The organism is Arcobacter peruensis (assembly GCF_003711085.1).
Lineage (GTDB): Bacteria > Campylobacterota > Campylobacteria > Campylobacterales > Arcobacteraceae > Poseidonibacter > Poseidonibacter parvus.
Genome location: NZ_CP032363.1, coordinates 238,236 through 258,087, shown reverse-complemented (window position 1 = coordinate 258,087; position 19,852 = coordinate 238,236). Strand labels below are relative to the sequence as shown.

The window sequence follows — 19,852 nt, the reverse complement described above, 5'->3', positions numbered from 1 at the left end:
AATATCTGCAAAATACACTTAGAAATATTATAAAGGCCTATTATGAGTAGCACAATAGATTATGAAAAATTAAAACTTTTTTATATTGGTAAAGAAAAAATAGATGATGAAACTACAGTTCCTCTTGTATATAAAAATAAAGACTTAAGAACTCATGCTGCAATTATTGGAATGACAGGAAGTGGAAAAACAGGACTAGGAATATCTTTACTTGAAGAAGCTGCTATTGATAATATACCTTCAATTATAATAGATCCAAAAGGAGATATGGGGAATTTACTATTAACATTTCCCAATTTAAAAGGTGAAGATTTTAAACCTTGGATTGAAGAGCAAGATGCTATTAATAATGGCGTTAGTATCGACCAACAAGCTCAAAATACTGCTTCTATGTGGGAAAAAGGAATTACAGGTGATTTTCAAAGTAAAGAGCGAATTGCAAAACTAAAAAACTCAGCTGATTTTTCAATATATACTCCAGGAAGCACTGCTGGAATTCCAATATCAATTTTATCTTCTTTTAAAGCTCCAGGAAAAGAAATACTTGAAGATCATGATTTGCTTACTTCTCTTGTAAATTCAACTGTATCATCACTTTTATCACTTGTAGATATAAAAAATGATTCTTCTTCGAAAGAGAATATTTTACTTAGCTCTATTTTTATGAATGCTTATACAAAAAGTAAAGATTTAACTTTAGAAGAATTAATTACATTAATAGTAACTCCACCTTTTTCTAAAGTTGGAATATTTGATTTAGAAACATTTTTTGGCCAAGATGATAGATTAAAATTAGCACTTAAATTAAATACGATTATTGCAAATCCTTCATTTAAAAACTGGATTGAAGGAGAGCCTTTAGATATTTCAAATTTATTATATGATGAAAATGGAAAAGCAAAGGTATCTATTTTTTCAATATCTCACTTAGATGATGCACAAAGAATGTTTTTTGTATCACTATTACTAAATCAAATGGTTTCATGGATGAGAAGACAAGAAGGAACTTCATCACTTAAAGCCCTACTTTATATGGATGAGATTTTTGGATATTTTCCACCTTCTAAAAATCCTCCATCAAAACAACCAATGCTTACACTTTTAAAACAAGCAAGGTCATTTGGTGTTGGGGTAATACTTTCAACACAAAACCCTGTTGATATTGATTATAAAGGGCTATCAAATATTGGAACTTGGTTTATAGGACGACTTCAAACAAAACAAGACAAAGATAAGGTAATTGATGGTTTAAGTTCAGCAAGTGAAGGAAAAGTTGATAAAAAAGAGTTACTTGATACTATTTCTAATTTAGAAAAAAGAACATTTATTATGAAAAATATAAATGATAATGGTATTAAAATATTTAAAACAAGATGGGTACTATCTTATTTAAAAGGTCCTATTTCAAAAGATGATATTAAAAAACTAATGAGTGAAAAAATATCAAAGTTAAAAAACAAGTTACAAGAAAAAGTACTTCCATCAAAGCAAGAAAAAAAGGTTGAGCAAAAAGCTCAAGTGAAAAGTAATTCAGCTGATTATATAAAACCAATCCTTCCAAATACAATAGAGCAAAAATACTCTTATTTTTCTCAAAGCGATGAATATTCATTACAGCCTTATTTATTATGTACAAGTAGTATAAACTTTGTTAATACATCAAAAGCAATTGATAAAAAAGAAGAAATACAGTGTAAAATATATTTAGATAAAAATATAAATGAAATTGATTTTAATGAAAAAGAAGAAGTTCAAAATGACTCTTTTGAAGAAAAGAATAGAACAAACTCAATTTTTTATGAACTTCCTAGTTTTTTACAAAATGAAAGAGAAATAAAAGCAATTCAAAAGCAATTTAATAACTATATTTATAGAAATGAAAAGCTAAAATTATTTAAAAACAGTTCTCTAAAAATCACTTCAAAACAAGATGAATCTTTAAATGATTTTAAAATAAGAATTCAAGATAGATTAAACGAAAAAATTGATGAAGAAGTAGAAAAACTACAAAAGAGATTTGAAAAAACGGAAGATTCTTTAGAAAAAAAACTTGATAAACTTTATGTGAAACTTGAAAAAGAAAAAGACCAAGCTGCAGCAAAAACTACAAATACTCTAATATCGATTGGAAGTTCAATACTTGGAGCTTTTTTTGGAAAATCAGTATTAAGTAAAACAAATATAGGAAAAGTTGCACGAGGTGCAAAAGGTGCTAGTGCTATTTTAAAAGAACGTTCTGATGTGAAATTTGTAGAAGAAGATATTCAAAACTTAAGTGCAGAAGTTCAAGAATTAGAAGAAACATTAGCCTTAAATATTGAAGAAATAAATAATGAATATTCAATCTCTAATTATGAGATTGAAGAGTTTAATATAAATTTACGAAGAAAAGATATATACAATACAAAAATAGAAATTTTATGGGAAGAAATATAATGACAAAAGATTTAAACGAGTTTTTAAAAGATTTTAAAAGTGTGAATATAAGTACATTAGATGAGAAAGGAAACCCTTTTTCATCTTATGCTCCTTTTATTAAAATAGAAGATAAATACTATGTATATATCTCTGATATGGCAAAGCATACAAGTAATTTAAAAAGAAAAGATATTTGTAGCTTGTTCTTTGCAGAAGATGAAAGTACTTGTTCAAATATTTTTGCAAGAAAAAGAGCTATGGTTCAATGTAATGTAAAAAAAATAGAACAAGATTCTCAAAATGAAGAAAGTAAACTATCTGCTTTTAAAGTAAAGTTTGGTGATAAAATGATTGATATGCTAAAAGGAATGCAAGACTTTCATGTTTTTGAATTTACACCTTTTTATGGTGAAGCAGTTTTTGGCTTTGGAAAAGCATACAATTTAGGTGGAGATGATTTTAGCCAGTTTGTAAATAGACCAAGTACTAATAATTCAAGTGGTCATGGACATGGAAGTAAATAGACAGTATTTTATACTGCCTATTTATTAGAATTTAAAGCAATATTTTCAAACATTTCAACTAAATATTGTATTTTTAACTCTTTTGCTAAAGAAAAAGCACTATTTCCTAAACTATCTTCATAAAGAACTTCAGCTCCATTATTTACTAAATAATTAATACTTCTTAATTTGTTATAAAGTACTGCATAAATCAATGGTGTTGATTCCATAATATCAAGTTCATTAATGTCTAAGCCAGCAGTTTTTAAATATCTGATTAACTTCACATCATCTTTATAAATAGCGTAATGCATTGCAGATAAACCATCTATAACTTTTGTATCAATTCCTTTTTTTATTAAAAAGCTAATTAATTTATAATCCTTATTATGCATTGCCCAGAAAAGTGCATTTCGACCTTTTTTATCTCTTTTATTTATATCACTGTTTTCAGATAACTTATTTAATAAATTATCATTTTGATAAATCCCATTTCTTATTAAAAAATTGTCAGACATCTTTTTTCCTTTTATATAATATTGATAATTGTTATCATATATAATATAAACTTAATATCTTATAAATTATTATTTTAAACTTGATATAATATACTATGAAAATTTCTTACCACAGAAGACGCAAAATAAAAACTAGAAGAATTGCAATAAACCAATTCTTACAAAATGGCATTGATGATCCAAAAGAATTAGCTAGAGAATTAAAAGTAACCATTCCTACTATAAAAAGAGATTTAGAAGCTCTTAAAACTATGACAAAAGAAGATTTGACTTTTGAAACAAGACAGACCTCACAAGAATTATTAGATAAAAAAGATACAATTTTAAGTATGCTTGATAATGAAGAGTATTATAATGAGAATGGTGAGCTAAATATTACAAAGATATGTAAGGAACTTAAAACAAGCAGAACAACTGTTCTATCTGTTTTAAATGGCGAATAAAGAGACTTAATCTTTATTATTAGAATAGATTTTACCATCTCCTGAAATTAATATAGCCATACCTTTAGTATTTTCAAATTGTGAAAGAATAATAAGTAATATCATCATAAGTGGAACAGATAAAAACATTCCAACAGTTCCCCACATAGCACCCCAAATAACTAAAGATAAAATTACAACAAATTGAGAAATATTTAATTTATTACCCATTAATCTTGGATAAATTATATTTCCTATTATAAATTGAATTAAAGCTAATAAAATTAAAACAATTAAAGCATCTGAAAGTTCTGGAAACTGTACTAAAGCAAAAGCTGTTGGAATAATTACAGCAATAATACTTCCAATAGTTGGAATAAAGTTTAAGATAAAAGCTAAAAATCCCCAAAGAACTGCACCTTGTAAAGATAAAGAATCACAAACTAAATATGTTAAAAAACCTGTACATAAACTAATAATTGTTGTTATTGAAATATACATTCTAATACTTTTTGAAACACTGTGTAATACATCTTTTGCCTTTGCTCTATTTTCATAATTAGGGAAAAGTGCATTTATTTTTGCATTAAAAAATCTTTGATCTAATAAAAGAAATAGTACATATAATAAAATCTGCATAATATTGCTAACGATTGAACTAAAAGCTGCTATTACTTTGTTTATTAAAGAAGCAATACTAAACTGCTCAAACAACTTTTCAAACTTATCTGAGAAGTCATATCCTGTCATAACAGATAGCTTATCTATTAAACTATAGAATTTATCGTCAAGTTGTGCAATAGTAGAACTTAACTCAACCATACTAGAAGCAATAAAACTACCAATTTGAAGCATTGAAACTACAATAATAATTAGTGATAAAGGAATTGAAATAAATTCTCCAAAATTAGAGTTCATAAAAGGTAATCTTTTTATTTGATTAGCAAGTGCATTTATTAGAAACCAAATAAGTATTGCAATTGCAATAGGTGTTAAAATGCTACTTAAACTTGAAAATGCAAAAACAACAAGAGATAAAAAGGCAAAGAAATAAAAAGCTGCTGCAAAATTAGTATTATATATTTTTGCAGTTGAAGAATTCTTTGTTACTATATTTTTATTTAAATGGTCCAAGATTAACCTTTTTTAATTTATTTAATATAATAACAAATAGTTTATTTAAACTTCTTATTCTGCTTCTTTTTGTGCATCAGTTTTTAATAACTCAGCAATTTTTGCATCAATTATTTCTAAAGTTTTATCTTGCGTTTGAACAGAAATATCAGGCAACTCTCCACCAAATAGTTTTTGAGCTTCTTCAAAACCTTGAACAAGACCTACTCTACTTTCTTGAAGAGCTTCAATATTATCTCCTGTCATATTAATTACAAAAGATGTAACTCTTTGTGATGTTTCATCCACACCGAAAAATCCACCATCTGAAACTAAATCTTTAGCTTCGCCTTGTGTTAATTCAGTAAATGCTTTTCCTTCATAACCAATTGATTCTAAAGACATACCACTTTGCGTTGTATCGCCTTCGAAGAAACTCATATACTCATCATTTCCACTAACTAAATTAGTTAATATTTGCTGAGCACTTGTATTTCCCTGTGAAGCTTCCGTACTTTTAACTTTTAAGTAGTTCATAATACTATGTGTTGAAATAGCAACATTTACAGCAGCATTATGTAATTTACTCTCAGTTTCACTACTTGATTCAATAGTAATTTCTGAATTATCAATAATGTCATAAGCTTTATTTATATTCTCGTTAAATGCAGTTAAATATGGGTTTGTTTGATTTGTATTTATAGTATTCATAGACTATCCTTCATTATTGTATTTTAGTACTACAATTCTTAAAATTAGCTTAAAAAAAATTAAGTTTAATCAATAATAATTTAATGATGTTAAGATACAGATGAATTATAATTAATCAGTATATTTTACAACTTTTTAATCTTTTCTATATCTTTTTAGGAATATATCAATTTCATTTTTCATAGTATTATGATAGCCTTTAGTACTAGTAAATAAATAAAAAGCAGATTGAATCATAAAAAAGTAGTAGGCATTAACATATCCGATATATACAAAAATTACATCAGCAACAAAGAAACAAATAAATGCATAAGATCTCATTATATGATTAGGGCTAGATAATAAGTAACTTCCTACAATTGCAATTGATGCTGCGATAAAGTCAATTATTAATACATTAAAATCGATATCTTCTATATTTGGAATTATAGTAAATATTAGGATTGAAATATAAATAGATAAAATCAAAGAAATAAGACTAACATCTCTTTTTCTATTTTTTGTTAATTTATATATTCCAATAATTGCTGTAATAAAAAATAAAATCATTTGAATAATTACAGGAATTTTTCCATTTAAAGTAAAAAAAGTAAGTAAGGCAAGATTTGAAATAAAGAAACTAATAAATCCAAAATATAAAGGTCTTGTATTATCTTTAGAACTTAAAGACATTAGATATGCACCCACTATAGAAAAGATTGCTCCAATAGCTTCTAAAATTATCATTATTTCTCACTTTTATAAATTTATGCAATTATAATCATTTAATCAAAAAATTTAATGAATATAATAAGTATTTCACTATAATTTCAAAAATTAATTTGAAAGACATCTTTGCAAGAATTTAATACAAGAGAAAAATGCTACAAATGTTACAGACCAAAAACCTCATGCATGTGCGAGCATACAATAAAACCATTAAAAACTAATACTAAATTTGTGATATTAATGCACCCAAAAGAGTTTAAAAAAACTAAAAATGGAACAGGCCATTTAACAAATAATTCTATAGAAAACTGTGAGTTACATATAGGAATAGATTTTACTAATAATACCAGAATTAATGAACTTATAAATGATACAAACTATGAAGCTTTTGTTTTATATCCAGATGAAAATGCTATTAAACTAAATGAAGAAAAATTAAGTAAGAAAAAAAATAGCTTAATTTTTATTATTGATTCAACATGGCCATGCTCAAAAAAAATACTAAGATTAAGTAAGAATTTAAGTACCTTAAAGAAAGTAAGTTTTGTACACAATAAATCTTCGCAATTTATGATAAAAACGCAACCTAATCCACATTGCTTATCAACGATTGAATCAACACTTTGTGTTTTAGAACAACTTAATAATCAAAATATTGAATGCATTAATAAATCTTCACTTGATAATTTTCTTCAACCCTTTATAAAAATGGTTGAATATCAAGTTTCATGTGCAAGTGTAGATGGTAAGTTTATAAGATTCAAAAAGAAGAACATTTTATAGTTATTAAACTATTAAAAATATGGTTTCTTTACGTATTTATACACAAAAGTTGTAAATTAACAACTTTTTTATAATTATTAAAGATATTTTTGCAATTTTTCACTATAATAAGCCAAAAATTATAATTTGTTTGGAGATATAAAATATGTACAATTTAAAGTTTGTATTTACTGCTTTATTTTTAACTAATTCATTGTTTGCTTTAACTGATATTAAACCATCAAATATTGAAGAAAATAAAATAGTTGAAAAAATTGAAGAAGTAGAAAATATTAAGCCTAGTGAAGAAGAAATCTTTATACAAGATAGTAAAAGAACTGTGAAACAACTACTATCTTTAAGAAAAATACCCAATTCGTTCTTATCAAATTCATCAATTAGAGCTTACTATAAGAATTTTGAGAATCAATTAATTTGGAGTGATAAAAATGGTATAAAAGATATTTCATTATCATTATTAGAAACAATTAAAAATGACCCAGTGTTAAAACCTAATGTGAAAAAAGCATTTAATTTAGGAAAAGTCCTAAATGAATTAACAAAAATAGAAAAAGAAAATGACAAATATATTGAAAGTATGGCAAAAATAGATTTCATGCTTACAAGTATTTATGATAAGTATATGAACTATTTATCAAAAGGTTATATAAACTGGAAAGGTTTTAAAAGAGAGCTTAGAAAACTTGATAGAAAAGAAGAAATTCTTGCTGATTGGGAAAAGCATAATGCAAATAAGAACTCAAAAAGTTTATTAAAAACTGCCATTATGGAAAATGATTTAAATTTAGCTTTCAATGAAGTTAACTACACTTATCCAAAAGCAAAAGAGTTATCAAAAACAATACAAGAATTTGAAAAAATCGCACAAGCAGGTGGATATGTAAAACTACCAAAATTTAAAAGATTAGAAGAAGGTGATAAATCTCCTCTTGTGAGTATACTAAGAGAAAGATTATTACAAAGTAATGATCTTAAAACTGATAATTGTGATTTACAAAAAGATATAACACCTGAAAATATTTCACAAATCAAAAGAGAAGAAATTCCAACTACACAAGTAGATACTCTTGTAATTGAAAATAATTGTTATGAATCTTTTGATAAAAATGTAAAAGATGCTGTTATTTCATTCCAAAAGAATCATGGTTTAACTGCAGATGGAATAGTAGGACCAAGTACTAGAAAGTATTTAAATATTTCTGTTGAAAGCAAAATTGTTAAAATGAGACTTAACCTTGAGAGAATGAGATGGCTTCCAAGATCACTTGGAGAAAAGTTTCTTTTAGTAAATATTCCTGATTATAAATTAAAAATGTATGAAAATGATGAAGTAAAACTTGCAATGAAAGTTGTAGTAGGAACAAGAAAAAACCCTACGCCAATTTTCTCAAATAAAATGTCTTTTGTTGTTTTAAATCCTTACTGGAGAATTCCTCCAAGAATTGTAAAAAGAGAGATTATTCCAAAATTATTAAAGAACCCTGGATACTTAAATGGTAAAGGAATTAACCTTTATGAAAATTGGGACCACAACTCTACTCAATTTGACTTAAATTCAATTGATTGGAGTTTATATGATGAGAATAGAGTAGCTACAACAAATTTAACTACTTCAATTATAGATGGAGAAGAAGTTCAAATTGAAGAGACTGTAGAACCAGAAAAAGGTCCTACAATGAGATTTATTCAAATGCCAAGTAATAAAAATCCATTAGGAAGAATGAAGTTTATGTTTCCTAATAAATATGCAGTTTATTTACATGATACTCCAGCAAAAAGATATTTCAATTACACAAAAAGAGCTTTATCTCATGGATGTATTAGATTAGCTGAGCCAAAAGAACTATTAAAAGTAATTGCATCAGAAGATGACAATTTAGATTATACTAAAGCAAGTGGTATTTTAGAAGATATTGAAAAAAAACAAATTGGATTAAAGAAAAAAATACCTGTACACATGGTGTATTTAACATCTTGGGTTGATGAAAACAATATCGTACAATTTAGAGATGATGTTTATAGATATGATAGAATGCAAAAGAAGCTTTTATACAAAAAAAATCAATATATGTAAAAACATAAGTAAATAAAAAGAGTTAAACTCTTTTTATTTATTTTATAAGAGTTAAATTATTCTTTATATGTTCAATATTAGAAACATCTAAAACATGCTTTTCATTTAAAACTTTCATAAAAAATCTAACTTCAGCATTTGTAAAACCATCTAATTCTTTATCTTTAATAGAAATTTCATCTTGTAGTCTAATTCTTTTTAATTTTCCGTTCTCTTCTTTTGCATAATAAACAATATCAAGTTCAGTTTGATTAACTTTTTCAATAGTTACAATAACTCTTTTAGTTCTAACTTTTAATTTAAACTCTGGATATAAAACTAAAAAATCATCTGTTGAAATATAACCAATATAAAGTTTTGTATAAATATCAAAAAATAGTCCTAGTTTTGCAGATGAAAAAAATCTTAAATCAACAACAAATTTTGGATGTGAGCGACATTGATTTAAAATCCATTCTAAAGTAGGAAAATACTGAAACTTTTTATATTTAACTCTATATGTTTCTATATATTTTTTATGTTTTTGTGCTCTTAAAGTTGTGTTGTTTTTCTTTGTTTTCTTAGCAAAGATGATTCTTTTGATTAATTCATCATCATCTAAATCTTTTGTCACCCAAATAGTTGCATAATCAGGGAAATTTCGAAGTCCTACTGAACCTTTAGTAACAATTATCAAAGCTCTAATAGTTAGAGTTGGAAAAATCATTTTTAAAAGTGCGTATTTTTTCACTAATCTTTTATTCAAACTAGCAGTTTTTTTTGAAGTACTCATTTCTACAAAATATACTGAATCTTTTGTAAAAAATAGTGCATCAAATTCACTAATATCTTTATATGCTGATTTATAAACAATTTGAGCACTTCTATCAATCAAAAGACCACTTTTTATAAAAGTGTTCTCTTTATCTTGATATGGACCTTTTAATACAAATCTTGTGATTAATTCTTCACTAAATGCGTACTGTAACAATAGTTCATAAACAACATTTTCATACACTTCACCTCTAAAACTACTGTAAGCTGAAATATAAGAAGGATCATCTTTTGAGATATTGTTTCTAAATAATGCTTTTAAACTTTTACTATCATATCCGTAATGAAAGAGATTCTCTTCAATATCGTTTATATCTAAATTTTTTATTTTTTCTGTAATATTAAATTGTTGCAAAATTATTAAAGTAAATAAATACTTTTTTCCTTTATTTATAAGTGAAATGATTATAGCTAAATAAATATTAATCAAGTTTAATCTACTATACAATACAACAAATAATAATTTAACAATATAAGGAAACTATAAATGTCAAAAAACATTCTAATTACAGGTTGTAGTTCAGGATTAGGTTTAGCTCTTAGTAATTTCTATTTAGATAAAAATTATAAAGTATACGGAATTAGTAGAAATAAACCAGAAGTTTTAAATAATAACTTCACTCATATTCCTTTTGATTTATCAAATATATCAGAAATTAAAAACTCTTTAGAAAACACAATAAAAGATATAAAAAATATTGAAACAGCTTTTTTAAATGCTGGAATGTTAGGTAATATAAAAATACTAGAAGAATTAACAATAAGTGAAATAAATGAGGTTTACTCTTTAAATGTTTATGCTAATAAAGAGCTACTTGATATCTTAAAAACAATAAATGTAAAAAATTCAATTCTTATTTCATCAGGTGCATCTAAAATGGGGTATAAAGGTTGGGCTTCATATAGCTTATCAAAAGCAGGAGTTAATATGCTTGCAAACCTATACTCACATGAAAATGAAAATAGTAAAATTATAGCTTTAGCTCCTGGAGTTATAAAAACACCAATGTCTGATCATATAAGATTTGAAATAGATCAAGAGGTATTTACATCTGCAAAAAAATTAAATGAAGGAGTAGTACAAACTCCAGAGCAAACTGCTATTAAGATTGATAAATTTATAAGTAAAATTGATCAGTTTGAATCAGGAAGTTATATAGATATCAGGCAGGTACTATGAAACTTCTAATAAAAACAATTTTAATTTTATTTACTATTTTTACTTCAATGCTACTTATTATAAAATTTACTGGAGTTTTAAGTATTGAAGATATCAAAGAGATATTTGCAAATTTAAAATCACAACCTTCATATATTTTAGGTTCTTTGATAATACTTTTACTATTTATTGATTTATTTATAGCAGTTCCCACTATGACTATTATAATACTTGCAGGATATTTTATAGGTTTTGAATTAGCTGTGTTTTACACAAGCTTAGGCTTATTAAGTGCATCTTTAACAGGATATTTTTTATCTAAAAAATATGGTTTAAAAGTTTTAGATAAATTATCTTCAAATGAAGAACAAAAAGAAGAGATGACAGGTTTATTTAATAAACATGGAGTTTTAGTAATAGTTTTATCAAGAGCAGTTCCTTTGCTTCCTGAAATATCATCATGTCTTGCAGGAACTTGTAAAATGTCATTTAAAAGATTTCTATTAGCTTGGCTTATAGGAACAATACCTTATGTATGTGTTATGACTTATGCAGGTTCTATTAGTAATTTAGACAATCCTATGCCAGCACTTTATGCTGCTTTAGGAATTACATTATTATTTTGGATTGCTTGGATGGTTTTTATGAAGTTTAATAAAAAGAGACAAAGAAACTTAGATAGCTAAGTTTCTCATAAAGTTTGAAGCTATAATTGAGCTTCTTTCTTTAAATTTATTTGCAATATCTTCTACAAAAATTTTATCTACAGATGAAAAAAATAGTCTAAGCCAAGCTTCAAAAGCTTCTTTGTCTAATCCTGATATTTGCATATGAGGAGCAAAAGGTGAACCATTATATTCACCTCTTCCATGAGAAATTGTATACCAAAAATTTGTAAGCAGAGTAATATGTTTTTGCCAAATATCTGACTTCATATTATCTCCTAATTTTTCTATAAAATATGGAGCTAACTTCTCATCTTTTAAAACTCTTGTATAAAAAGTCACTACTAATTTATTTAAATTTTCTTTTGTGATTTCATTATCTAACAATAATAACCCTTGATAGTATTTATTTTAATTAGGAATATATAGTAAATAGTCTTGAAATTAATTGACTTAAATCAAGACTATTTTTATCTTATTTAGATTTTTTCTTTTGAATTTGTTTTATATTTATAAGCATTAAAATTGAAATTACTAAAGCAACAACAAAGAAGCCTGCAAATACATATAAAGTTTGAGAATATGAACCAGTTGAATCTTTTACCATAGATATAATAAGTGGACCAACAAGTCCTGCAGCAGCCCATGCAGTTAATATATAACCATGAATTGCACCTAACTCTTTTGTTCCAAAGATATCTCCAATATATGCTGGAATTGAAGCAAAACCACCACCATAACAAGACATAATAAAAAACAGTAAAAACTGGAATATTACAATTTCAGTAACTGTTGGCAACATATAAAATGCAATTGCTTGTGTCGCAAAAAAGATAATATAAACAACAGGTCTTGTTAAATAATCAGATAATGAAGCCCAAAAAATTCTTCCAGCTCCATTGAATATTCCCATTAAACCAACTGCAGCAGCTGCAGCAATTGCTGAGATACCTATAACTTCTTGAAGTAAAGGAGATGCTACTCCAATAATTGCAATACCACAAGTTACATTTATAAATAACATTAACCAAAGTCCATAGAATCTTGGTGTTTTAACAGCTTCATTTAAACCAAGTAAGGCTAAATCTTCTTTTAACTTTTTCTTACCTTCTTTAATTTTTTTCTGGAATTTTTCTGGTAAATAACCCTCTTCTGGCTTTTCTAAATATAAAGCAGAAGCAAACATTATTACAAAATAAATAGACCCTAAAATAATAAATGTCCATGCAATTCCAACTGAACCTATTAGAACTTTTATAGTTGGACCCCAAATTGCTGATGCGAAACCAAATCCCATGATAGCAAGTCCAGTTGCCATTCCTCTTTTATCAGGAAACCATTTAACTAATGTTGAAACAGGTGAAATATAACCAATTCCTAATCCACAGCCACCTAATACTCCATAAAAAAAGTATAAAAGCATTTTAGATTCCATCATTATTGCAAGTCCTGAACCAATAGTTCCTAAACCAAATAATGAAGCTGCAATAATTGCAGACACTCTAGGACCATTTTTCTCAACAAACTTTCCCATAAGTGCAGCTGATAATCCTAAAAAGAATATTGCAATACTAAATGCAATTGTTACATCAGTTAAAGTCCAATCCATTTGTTCTTGAATTGGTTTTACATATACACTCCATGCATACACAGAACCAATACAAATATGAACTCCAACAGCAGATAAAGCCATTAGCCATCTATTTTTTTCAATCAAAATAATTCTCCCCTATTTTCTTAATATTAGAGGAATTGTATCGAAAAGTTTTAAGATTTTATTAAAAAATGATATTTAGTTTTAAATGATGTGGAATCTTTTATAAACTCTTCAACACATGATTTACAAATACATGATTTCATTTTAGATTCTTTTGGTATTAGTTCTTTTAATTCTTCTGGTATTTTTGTACTCATACACCAACAAGAACTAGCATTTAAAACACCACATTTATTATCTTTTTTACAAAAAGGACAAAGTTTTGCTTTGAAATTCATTTTTATATTTCTTTTTTAAAAATTAAATTTTTTAAAGTTTTTTCATCATCGATACAAGGAAAAGTTTCCAAATTATCCAATCTTTTTTCAAATTTAAAACTAGGTGCAAACTCTTCAAATATATTTTTTATAAAATTAGTATCAAGTTCTGGAGCATTAAGTGCAGATAAAACAACACAATTATCATTTGCTAAAGTATCTAATTTTTTAATTATCTTTACATAATCTCTACTAGCTGCAAAACTTCCTTTTTGAAAAGAAGGCGGGTCGATTATAATAATGTCATAAGGCCCTTGCTTTTTAATTCTATTCCAAGATTTTAAAATATTATAAGGCATAAAATGCACATTTAAAGTATTAAAATTATTTATATGATGGTTTTCTCGTCCTATTGTTAAAACACTTTTTTGCATATCTACATTTACAATATTTTTAGCACCTGCTTTACTTGCACATAAAGAAAAAGCGCAAGTGTATGAAAAAAGATTTAATACATTTTTATCTTTAGAATTTTGTAAAATATACTCATGACCTACTTTCATATCAGGAAAAAATCCAATATTTTTATTAGAAAAATTTATCTTATGTTTTATAGCATTTGATATTGCAAAGTTTTCTTTTTTAAGCTCACCTTTTAATACTTCACAAGGAGATTTATCTAAATATCTTCTTTGTAAAACTAAAGTATCATGAGCTAAAGTATCAAATATATTTTCAATACTTAAAAGTAATTCTTTTTCTTTTGCCCCATCAATTTCTTCAAATAAAACAACAAATAAAATTTTATCTATTGAATCAATTGTAAGATAAGAAAAATCATCATACAAATTTCCACGTCCATGAAAAACTCTTTTAAACTCTTCATTTGTATTTTTTAAGTTTTTTACTACTATTTTTTCTAAATCTTCTATCTTCATAAATCTTCTGCTTTACATTCTTGTATTTTTAATATTTCATATTCATAAATATTATCATTGATTCTAAACTCAAACTCTTCATTTAATTCTTTTGCTATTAAAACTTTTCCTAATGGAGATTTATTTGATATTTTATTTTCATTAGGATTTGTTTCATGTGTTCCAACTATTTTATAAGTTTTTTTAGTATCTAAGATAAAATCAAAAACTGTAACTTTTGAACCAAAGTTTACTTTTATATGAGGGATTTTAGAAATATCAACTACTTCACTATTATTTATAATTTTATTTAAAAACCTAAGCCTTTTATCTAAGTTTCTTATTTGCTCTTTAGCTGCAATATATTCTGCATTTTCACTTCTATCTCCATGTTGTGCAGCTATTTGCTTTTCCTTTACCCAATAAGGTTTTTCTACTTCTAATAATTGTTTAAACTCTTTTAAAATTTTGTCATATCCAAAACTTGTAATTAATTCTTTTGCCATTTGATATTATAGTATAATATTTAAAATCAATTATTAGGATTAAGTTTGCCATACGTATTAAAAAAATTTGAAGTAAAAGAAAAAAAATTAATTGATGATTTTTTAATACAAGACGCAGGCCTTTGTTTAAAACTATCCCAAAGTCTTTTATCAAAAGGCAAAGTTTTAAATCAAGATAATAAAAGACTACAAAAAAAACAAATAGTTAAAGCAGGATTTATTTTTGTAAATGTATTTGAAGCCATAACAAAAGGTTTAAATCCACTTTTTCAAACAGAACACTTTGCAATTTTTGATAAGCCATCAGGACTTTTAGTACATCCTAGTTCAATCAATAATGAATATACTTTATTAGATGAAATCAAATACCATTTTGATGATAATGCATCGCTAGTTCATAGAATTGATAAAGAAACATCAGGGCTTGTATTAATTGCCAAAAATAAATACAGTGAAATGATTTTAAAAGAGATGTTTGAAGAGAAAAAATATAAAAAAACGTATAAAGCATTAGTAGAAAATGAGTTAAAAAATAGTATTGAAATAAATTCACCTATTACAAATGATACAGGAATTATAAAATTAAAAATGAAAGTTGATGAAAAAGGAAAACCTTCAAGTACAATTATAGAGCCAATTTCTTTTAATAAAAAGAAAAATCAAACACTAGTATACGCTTATCCAAAAACAGGAAGGCAACATCAAATAAGAGTACATTTAAACTCAATTAAACATAGAATAATAGGTGATCCTATTTATGGACTTGATGAAAGTTTTGCAGATAAAATTTTGAAAAAGGAAGTTACACAAGAAGAGAGAAGTCTTTTATCAGGAGATAAAAGACTTCTTCTTCATGCCTATTCTTTAGAGTTTGAATATTTAAATATTAAATATAAGTTTGTTTCAAAACAAAAATTTAGTTCATAAATCTTTTGAAATCTTTTGGATAAGGAGCTTTTAAAAGGTCTCCTGGAGTTAAAGGTTTATATAATTCATCATATCTTTTATATTTTGTTTCATCTAATCTATAAAATACATGTTTTCTTGTTAATTTATCAAAATCATCAAGTCCAGAAGATGCTAGTAATTCAATAAAACTTTCAATAGTACCTTTATGATAATTTGCGACTCTTTGTTTTTTATCCTCTACAATTAAGGCACTTCCTAACCTTTTATTCTGAGTAGCAACACCAGTTGGACATGTGTTTTTATGACAATCTAAAGCTTGAATACAACCTAATGAAAACATCATACCTCTAGCACTTGCACATAAATCTGCACCCAATGATAGTTTCTTTAGAATATCCATTCCATTTAAAACCTTACCAGAAGCAATAACTTTTATATCTTTTTTCAAATCAAAACCAATTAAAGCATCAACTACAAAAACTAAAGCTTCACGTAAAGGCATTCCAACAGAGTTAGTATACTCTAAAGGAGCAGCACCAGTTCCACCTTCACCACCATCAATAGTAATAAAATCAGGTTTTAAACCTGTTAAATGCATTACCTTACAAAGATTGATAAACTCTTCTTTCCTACCAATACAAAGCTTAATTCCTATTGGTTTACCACCTGATAAGTCTCTTAGTTTAGTAATAAATTTCATCATTTCTTCTGCACTTGTAAATGCAGAGTGTATTGGTGGTGAATCAACTTGAGTATGTGGTTTAACACCTCTTCCTTCTGCGATTTCAGGAGTATTTTTATTTGCTGGTAAAATTCCACCATGACCTGGTTTTGCACCTTGTGATAGTTTTATTTCAACCATTTTTACATTTTCATAATTTGATTTTTCTTTAAATAATTCAGGATTAAAAGTACCATCTTCATTTCTACAACCAAAATATCCAGTTCCTACTTGCCAAATTAAATCACAATTTGATTCAAGATGATACTTAGAAATTCCACCCTCACCTGTGTTTAAAGCAAAACCACCTATTTTAGCTCCATATCCAAGTGATTTTACAGCTGCTGAACTAAGCGCTCCAAAACTCATTGCAGATACATTAAAAATACTTGCACTGTAAGGTTTCGAACATAAAGTATCACCAATAACAATTCTTGGATCATGGTCTAAGTCTTTTGCTTTTACAGCACTTAAAGAGTGACCTATCCATTCATAACCAGCTTTATATACATCTACTTTTGTACCAAAAGGAATAGTACTAACAAGCTTTTTAGAACGTCTATAAACTAGACTTCTTTCTTGTCTATTAAAAGGAACTCCATCAATATCAGATTCCATAAAATATTGTCTAATTGGAGGTCTTAACTCTTCAAAAACCCATCTTAAACGTCCTACAATCGGAAAGTTACGCCATAAAGAGTGTTTTGTTTGATTCATATCATAAACTGCTAGAGCAATTAATCCTGAAATAATCATAATTAACCATAAGAATGAAACCTCAATAATTAGCCAAACTCCAAGTATTACAGCTAAGATTATCAAAGCTTTTTTTGTATTTTTTTTCATATTTTGTCTTTGTTTTGATTTATTTTAATTATTATATTGAGAATGTGATTAAAAGCATAACTATTTTGAGAAATTAATCTCTTTAATTTCAACACCGTTACTACAATCATCAGAACAGTTTTTTGGAGCAAATAAACATTTTTTTAATAAACCATTTTCATCAAGTTTTAAATAAATATTATTTGTATTTTTATTGGTATTTACTAAAATATCACTACATTCATTATATAAATCATCAATTAATTTTAATGCAGCACCTTCTTTATGAGTTCCTAATTCTTCTTTTTCTTCTATCCAAGTTTTTTCTTTAGTTTTATTCCATAAAGAAAACTTTCTTTTTACAAAGATACCTTTTTCAACTTCTATTTGCGTCTCATAGCCAAAACCACTCCATGATACAAAATTTACATAATATGTGTAAGTATTATTAGATTCTTTTTTATATTTTAGCCAGACTTTCTTACTTTCTTTTAACTTTAGGCTATTATTATCTATTGACTTACTAGATAATGTAGAAAATAATATAAAAAATAATATTAATAAAAATTTCATAAGCTACCTTTTATAATTTTATTAATTATTATACAATATTTTCAAGAAATTATAAGTTAGATGATGAATACACAAATAGTAAATATATTTTAATTATAATAATAGAACTAATAATAAAGGAACAATATGAAAAAATTTGATTTGATAATAATTGGAGCTGGACGTGCTAGTAACTTAGCTGTAAGTGCTTCTAAAATGGGGAAAAAAGTTGCAATAATTGAGAAATCAAAATTTGGTGGAACTTGTCCAAATAGAGGTTGTGTTCCTTCAAAACTTTTAATTGGCTACGCACATGTTGCACGTGCTATTAAAGAATCAAATAGGCACTTTATAGATTCAACAATAAATAAAATTGATGTAGAAAAGATATTTGAAGAAACAAATAATTATATTTCTAAAATAGATCCTGCTTATAAAAAAAGATTTAACGAAAATGTTGAAGTAATCTATGGAACTGGAAAATTTGTATCAAATAATATTGTAAGTGTTAATGGTGAAGAATTAACTGCACCTAAAATCGTAATAGCTACAGGAACAAAACCTATAAAAGCTCCACATGAAAAAGCTTGGACAAGTGATGATATTTTTCCTTTAAAAGGTGAAATTCCAAAATCTATTACAATTGTAGGTTCTGGTTTTATAGCTTGTGAATTAGCAAACTTCTTTTCAGCTGTTGGAATAGAAACAAAGCTACTTGTAAGGAGTCAAAGAATATTAAGTAATGAAGATAGTGATATTTCTGCTATTTTTAAAGAAGAGTTTAGTAAAAATGTTGACATCTTATTTGATACAAGTATTGATGAAATTGATTATAAAGATAAGCAATTTAATTTAATACTAATAAACAAAGAAAATCAAAAATCAAAACATTCATCACAAGCTTTACTTTATGCAACAGGAAGACAATCAAATACAGATAGCCTAGATTTACAAAACACAGATATACAAGTAAATGATAGAGGATATATAAAAAGAGATGAATTCTTTGAAACAAATGCAAAAGGTGTTTATGTAGTAGGTGATGCAAGTGGAGAACACATGTTACAACATGCAGCCGCACAAGAAGTAAATCACTTAGGAAAACTCTTATTTGAAAATGAGAGCAAAGCTTTAAAATTCAAATACATGCCTCATGCTGTATTTACAGAACCTGAAATTGCAAGTGTTGGTATTACTGAGCAAAAAGCAAAAGAGCTAAATATCAAATATGTTACATCAACGACAAATTGGCTAGCAAGTGCAAAAGCAATGTCTACAAGACTTAAATATCCTAGAACAAAATTTATAATAAATCCTGATACTTATGAGATTTTAGGATGTCATTTAATAGGTCCTGAAAGTTCAACTATGATGCACCAAATATTAGTAGTTATGCATTTAGATAATGATATTAGACATTTAAAAGAGATGTTATATATTCATCCAGCATTAAATGAAGCAATACTACCAGCTGCTGTTAATACTGTAAAAGTGGTTGAAGCTTACAAAAAAGATAAATAAGTATCTACTTAATTATAATTTTTTGATAAAACTATTAAGA

Annotated in this window: 21 protein-coding genes; 9 read left to right on the top strand and 12 right to left on the bottom strand. The window is 26.2% G+C overall.

Annotation, left to right across the window (positions count from 1 at the left end; translation table 11 throughout):
• Positions 1 to 42 precede the first annotated feature (42 nt).
• Both D3Z07_RS01310 and D3Z07_RS01305 read left to right on the top strand, forming a co-directional pair.
• Positions 43 to 2,436: a helicase HerA domain-containing protein gene (locus D3Z07_RS01310; protein ID WP_076087223.1), complete on the top strand. Its 2,394-nt coding sequence runs from the start codon at positions 43 to 45 to the stop codon at positions 2,434 to 2,436.
• Positions 2,421 to 2,942, top strand: coding sequence for a HugZ family pyridoxamine 5'-phosphate oxidase (locus tag D3Z07_RS01305; protein ID WP_228144657.1), 522 nt, complete (start codon positions 2,421 to 2,423; stop codon positions 2,940 to 2,942). The genes D3Z07_RS01310 and D3Z07_RS01305 overlap by 16 nt, the downstream gene beginning before the upstream one ends.
• Before the next feature lie 17 nt (positions 2,943 to 2,959).
• Here D3Z07_RS01305 and D3Z07_RS01300 read toward each other — a convergent pair whose 3' ends face one another.
• Positions 2,960 to 3,439: an ankyrin repeat domain-containing protein gene (locus D3Z07_RS01300; protein ID WP_076087225.1), complete on the bottom strand. Its 480-nt coding sequence runs from the start codon at positions 3,437 to 3,439 to the stop codon at positions 2,960 to 2,962.
• Between the two features lie 95 nt (positions 3,440 to 3,534).
• Between D3Z07_RS01300 and D3Z07_RS01295 the strand changes: the two genes are divergently transcribed.
• The gene (locus tag D3Z07_RS01295; protein ID WP_076087230.1) at positions 3,535 to 3,882 is read left to right on the top strand and encodes a hypothetical protein; all 348 of its coding nucleotides are present in this window, start codon (positions 3,535 to 3,537) and stop codon (positions 3,880 to 3,882) included.
• A gap of 6 nt (positions 3,883 to 3,888) precedes the next feature.
• Here D3Z07_RS01295 and D3Z07_RS01290 read toward each other — a convergent pair whose 3' ends face one another.
• The 3 genes from D3Z07_RS01290 to D3Z07_RS01280 all read right to left on the bottom strand — a co-directional run bounded on the left by D3Z07_RS01290 (position 3,889) and on the right by D3Z07_RS01280 (position 6,411).
• Positions 3,889 to 4,995: an AI-2E family transporter gene (locus D3Z07_RS01290; protein WP_228144658.1), complete on the bottom strand. Its 1,107-nt coding sequence runs from the start codon at positions 4,993 to 4,995 to the stop codon at positions 3,889 to 3,891.
• Between the two features lie 54 nt (positions 4,996 to 5,049).
• Entirely contained in the window at positions 5,050 to 5,685 is a 636-nt protein-coding gene (locus tag D3Z07_RS01285) for a hydrogenase-4 component G (RefSeq protein WP_122892874.1), read from the bottom strand.
• Positions 5,686 to 5,820: 135 nt separating this feature from the next.
• The gene (locus tag D3Z07_RS01280) at positions 5,821 to 6,411 is read right to left on the bottom strand and encodes a nicotinamide mononucleotide transporter (RefSeq protein ID WP_122892873.1); all 591 of its coding nucleotides are present in this window, start codon (positions 6,409 to 6,411) and stop codon (positions 5,821 to 5,823) included.
• 108 nt (positions 6,412 to 6,519) lie between these two features.
• Here D3Z07_RS01280 and D3Z07_RS01275 point away from each other — a divergent pair, with 108 nt between their 5' ends.
• Positions 6,520 to 7,176: a tRNA-uridine aminocarboxypropyltransferase gene (locus tag D3Z07_RS01275; protein WP_076087236.1), complete on the top strand. Its 657-nt coding sequence runs from the start codon at positions 6,520 to 6,522 to the stop codon at positions 7,174 to 7,176.
• 145 nt (positions 7,177 to 7,321) lie between these two features.
• Positions 7,322 to 9,250, top strand: coding sequence for a L,D-transpeptidase family protein (locus tag D3Z07_RS01270; protein WP_122892872.1), 1,929 nt, complete (start codon positions 7,322 to 7,324; stop codon positions 9,248 to 9,250).
• Positions 9,251 to 9,287: 37 nt separating this feature from the next.
• Here D3Z07_RS01270 and D3Z07_RS01265 read toward each other — a convergent pair whose 3' ends face one another.
• Complete coding sequence (locus D3Z07_RS01265) at positions 9,288 to 10,493, bottom strand: hypothetical protein (protein WP_228200561.1); 1,206 nt, start codon at positions 10,491 to 10,493, stop codon at positions 9,288 to 9,290.
• A gap of 57 nt (positions 10,494 to 10,550) precedes the next feature.
• On the opposite strand from D3Z07_RS01265, the gene D3Z07_RS01260 reads away from it, so the two are divergent.
• The gene (locus D3Z07_RS01260) at positions 10,551 to 11,243 is read left to right on the top strand and encodes an SDR family NAD(P)-dependent oxidoreductase (RefSeq protein ID WP_122892871.1); all 693 of its coding nucleotides are present in this window, start codon (positions 10,551 to 10,553) and stop codon (positions 11,241 to 11,243) included.
• Positions 11,240 to 11,908: a VTT domain-containing protein gene (locus tag D3Z07_RS01255; RefSeq protein ID WP_076087242.1), complete on the top strand. Its 669-nt coding sequence runs from the start codon at positions 11,240 to 11,242 to the stop codon at positions 11,906 to 11,908. The genes D3Z07_RS01260 and D3Z07_RS01255 overlap by 4 nt, the downstream gene beginning before the upstream one ends.
• Here D3Z07_RS01255 and D3Z07_RS01250 read toward each other — a convergent pair.
• From D3Z07_RS01250 to D3Z07_RS01230, 5 genes are all read right to left on the bottom strand, one after another.
• Entirely contained in the window at positions 11,897 to 12,274 is a 378-nt protein-coding gene (locus D3Z07_RS01250) for a group III truncated hemoglobin (protein WP_122892870.1), read from the bottom strand. The two genes, D3Z07_RS01255 and D3Z07_RS01250, sit on opposite strands and share 12 nt — an antisense overlap.
• Positions 12,275 to 12,362: 88 nt before the next feature.
• Positions 12,363 to 13,604: an L-lactate MFS transporter gene (locus D3Z07_RS01245; RefSeq protein WP_076087246.1), complete on the bottom strand. Its 1,242-nt coding sequence runs from the start codon at positions 13,602 to 13,604 to the stop codon at positions 12,363 to 12,365.
• 50 nt (positions 13,605 to 13,654) lie between these two features.
• The gene (locus tag D3Z07_RS01240; RefSeq protein ID WP_076087248.1) at positions 13,655 to 13,882 is read right to left on the bottom strand and encodes a cysteine-rich CWC family protein; all 228 of its coding nucleotides are present in this window, start codon (positions 13,880 to 13,882) and stop codon (positions 13,655 to 13,657) included.
• A gap of 2 nt (positions 13,883 to 13,884) precedes the next feature.
• A complete protein-coding gene (locus tag D3Z07_RS01235; RefSeq protein ID WP_122892869.1) occupies positions 13,885 to 14,799 on the bottom strand; it encodes a class I SAM-dependent methyltransferase in 915 nt (304 codons plus the stop codon).
• Positions 14,796 to 15,284 (bottom strand): GreA/GreB family elongation factor, encoded by a 489-nt coding sequence (locus D3Z07_RS01230; RefSeq protein WP_122892868.1) that lies wholly within the window; start codon positions 15,282 to 15,284, stop codon positions 14,796 to 14,798. The genes D3Z07_RS01235 and D3Z07_RS01230 overlap by 4 nt, the downstream gene beginning before the upstream one ends.
• A gap of 45 nt (positions 15,285 to 15,329) precedes the next feature.
• Between D3Z07_RS01230 and D3Z07_RS01225 the strand changes: the two genes are divergently transcribed.
• Complete coding sequence (locus D3Z07_RS01225; RefSeq protein ID WP_076087254.1) at positions 15,330 to 16,211, top strand: RluA family pseudouridine synthase; 882 nt, start codon at positions 15,330 to 15,332, stop codon at positions 16,209 to 16,211.
• On the opposite strand, the gene D3Z07_RS01220 is transcribed toward D3Z07_RS01225, so the two are convergent.
• Both D3Z07_RS01220 and D3Z07_RS01215 read right to left on the bottom strand, forming a co-directional pair.
• Positions 16,201 to 17,760, bottom strand: a complete 1,560-nt coding sequence (locus tag D3Z07_RS01220) for an FMN-binding glutamate synthase family protein (RefSeq protein WP_076087256.1) — start codon at positions 17,758 to 17,760, stop codon at positions 16,201 to 16,203. The genes D3Z07_RS01225 and D3Z07_RS01220 overlap by 11 nt on opposite strands.
• A 60-nt stretch (positions 17,761 to 17,820) precedes the next feature.
• Positions 17,821 to 18,312, bottom strand: coding sequence for a hypothetical protein (locus tag D3Z07_RS01215; protein ID WP_076087260.1), 492 nt, complete (start codon positions 18,310 to 18,312; stop codon positions 17,821 to 17,823).
• A gap of 126 nt (positions 18,313 to 18,438) precedes the next feature.
• Between D3Z07_RS01215 and D3Z07_RS01210 the strand changes: the two genes are divergently transcribed.
• Entirely contained in the window at positions 18,439 to 19,812 is a 1,374-nt protein-coding gene (locus tag D3Z07_RS01210; RefSeq protein WP_122892867.1) for a dihydrolipoyl dehydrogenase family protein, read from the top strand.
• Positions 19,813 to 19,852 lie beyond the last annotated feature (40 nt).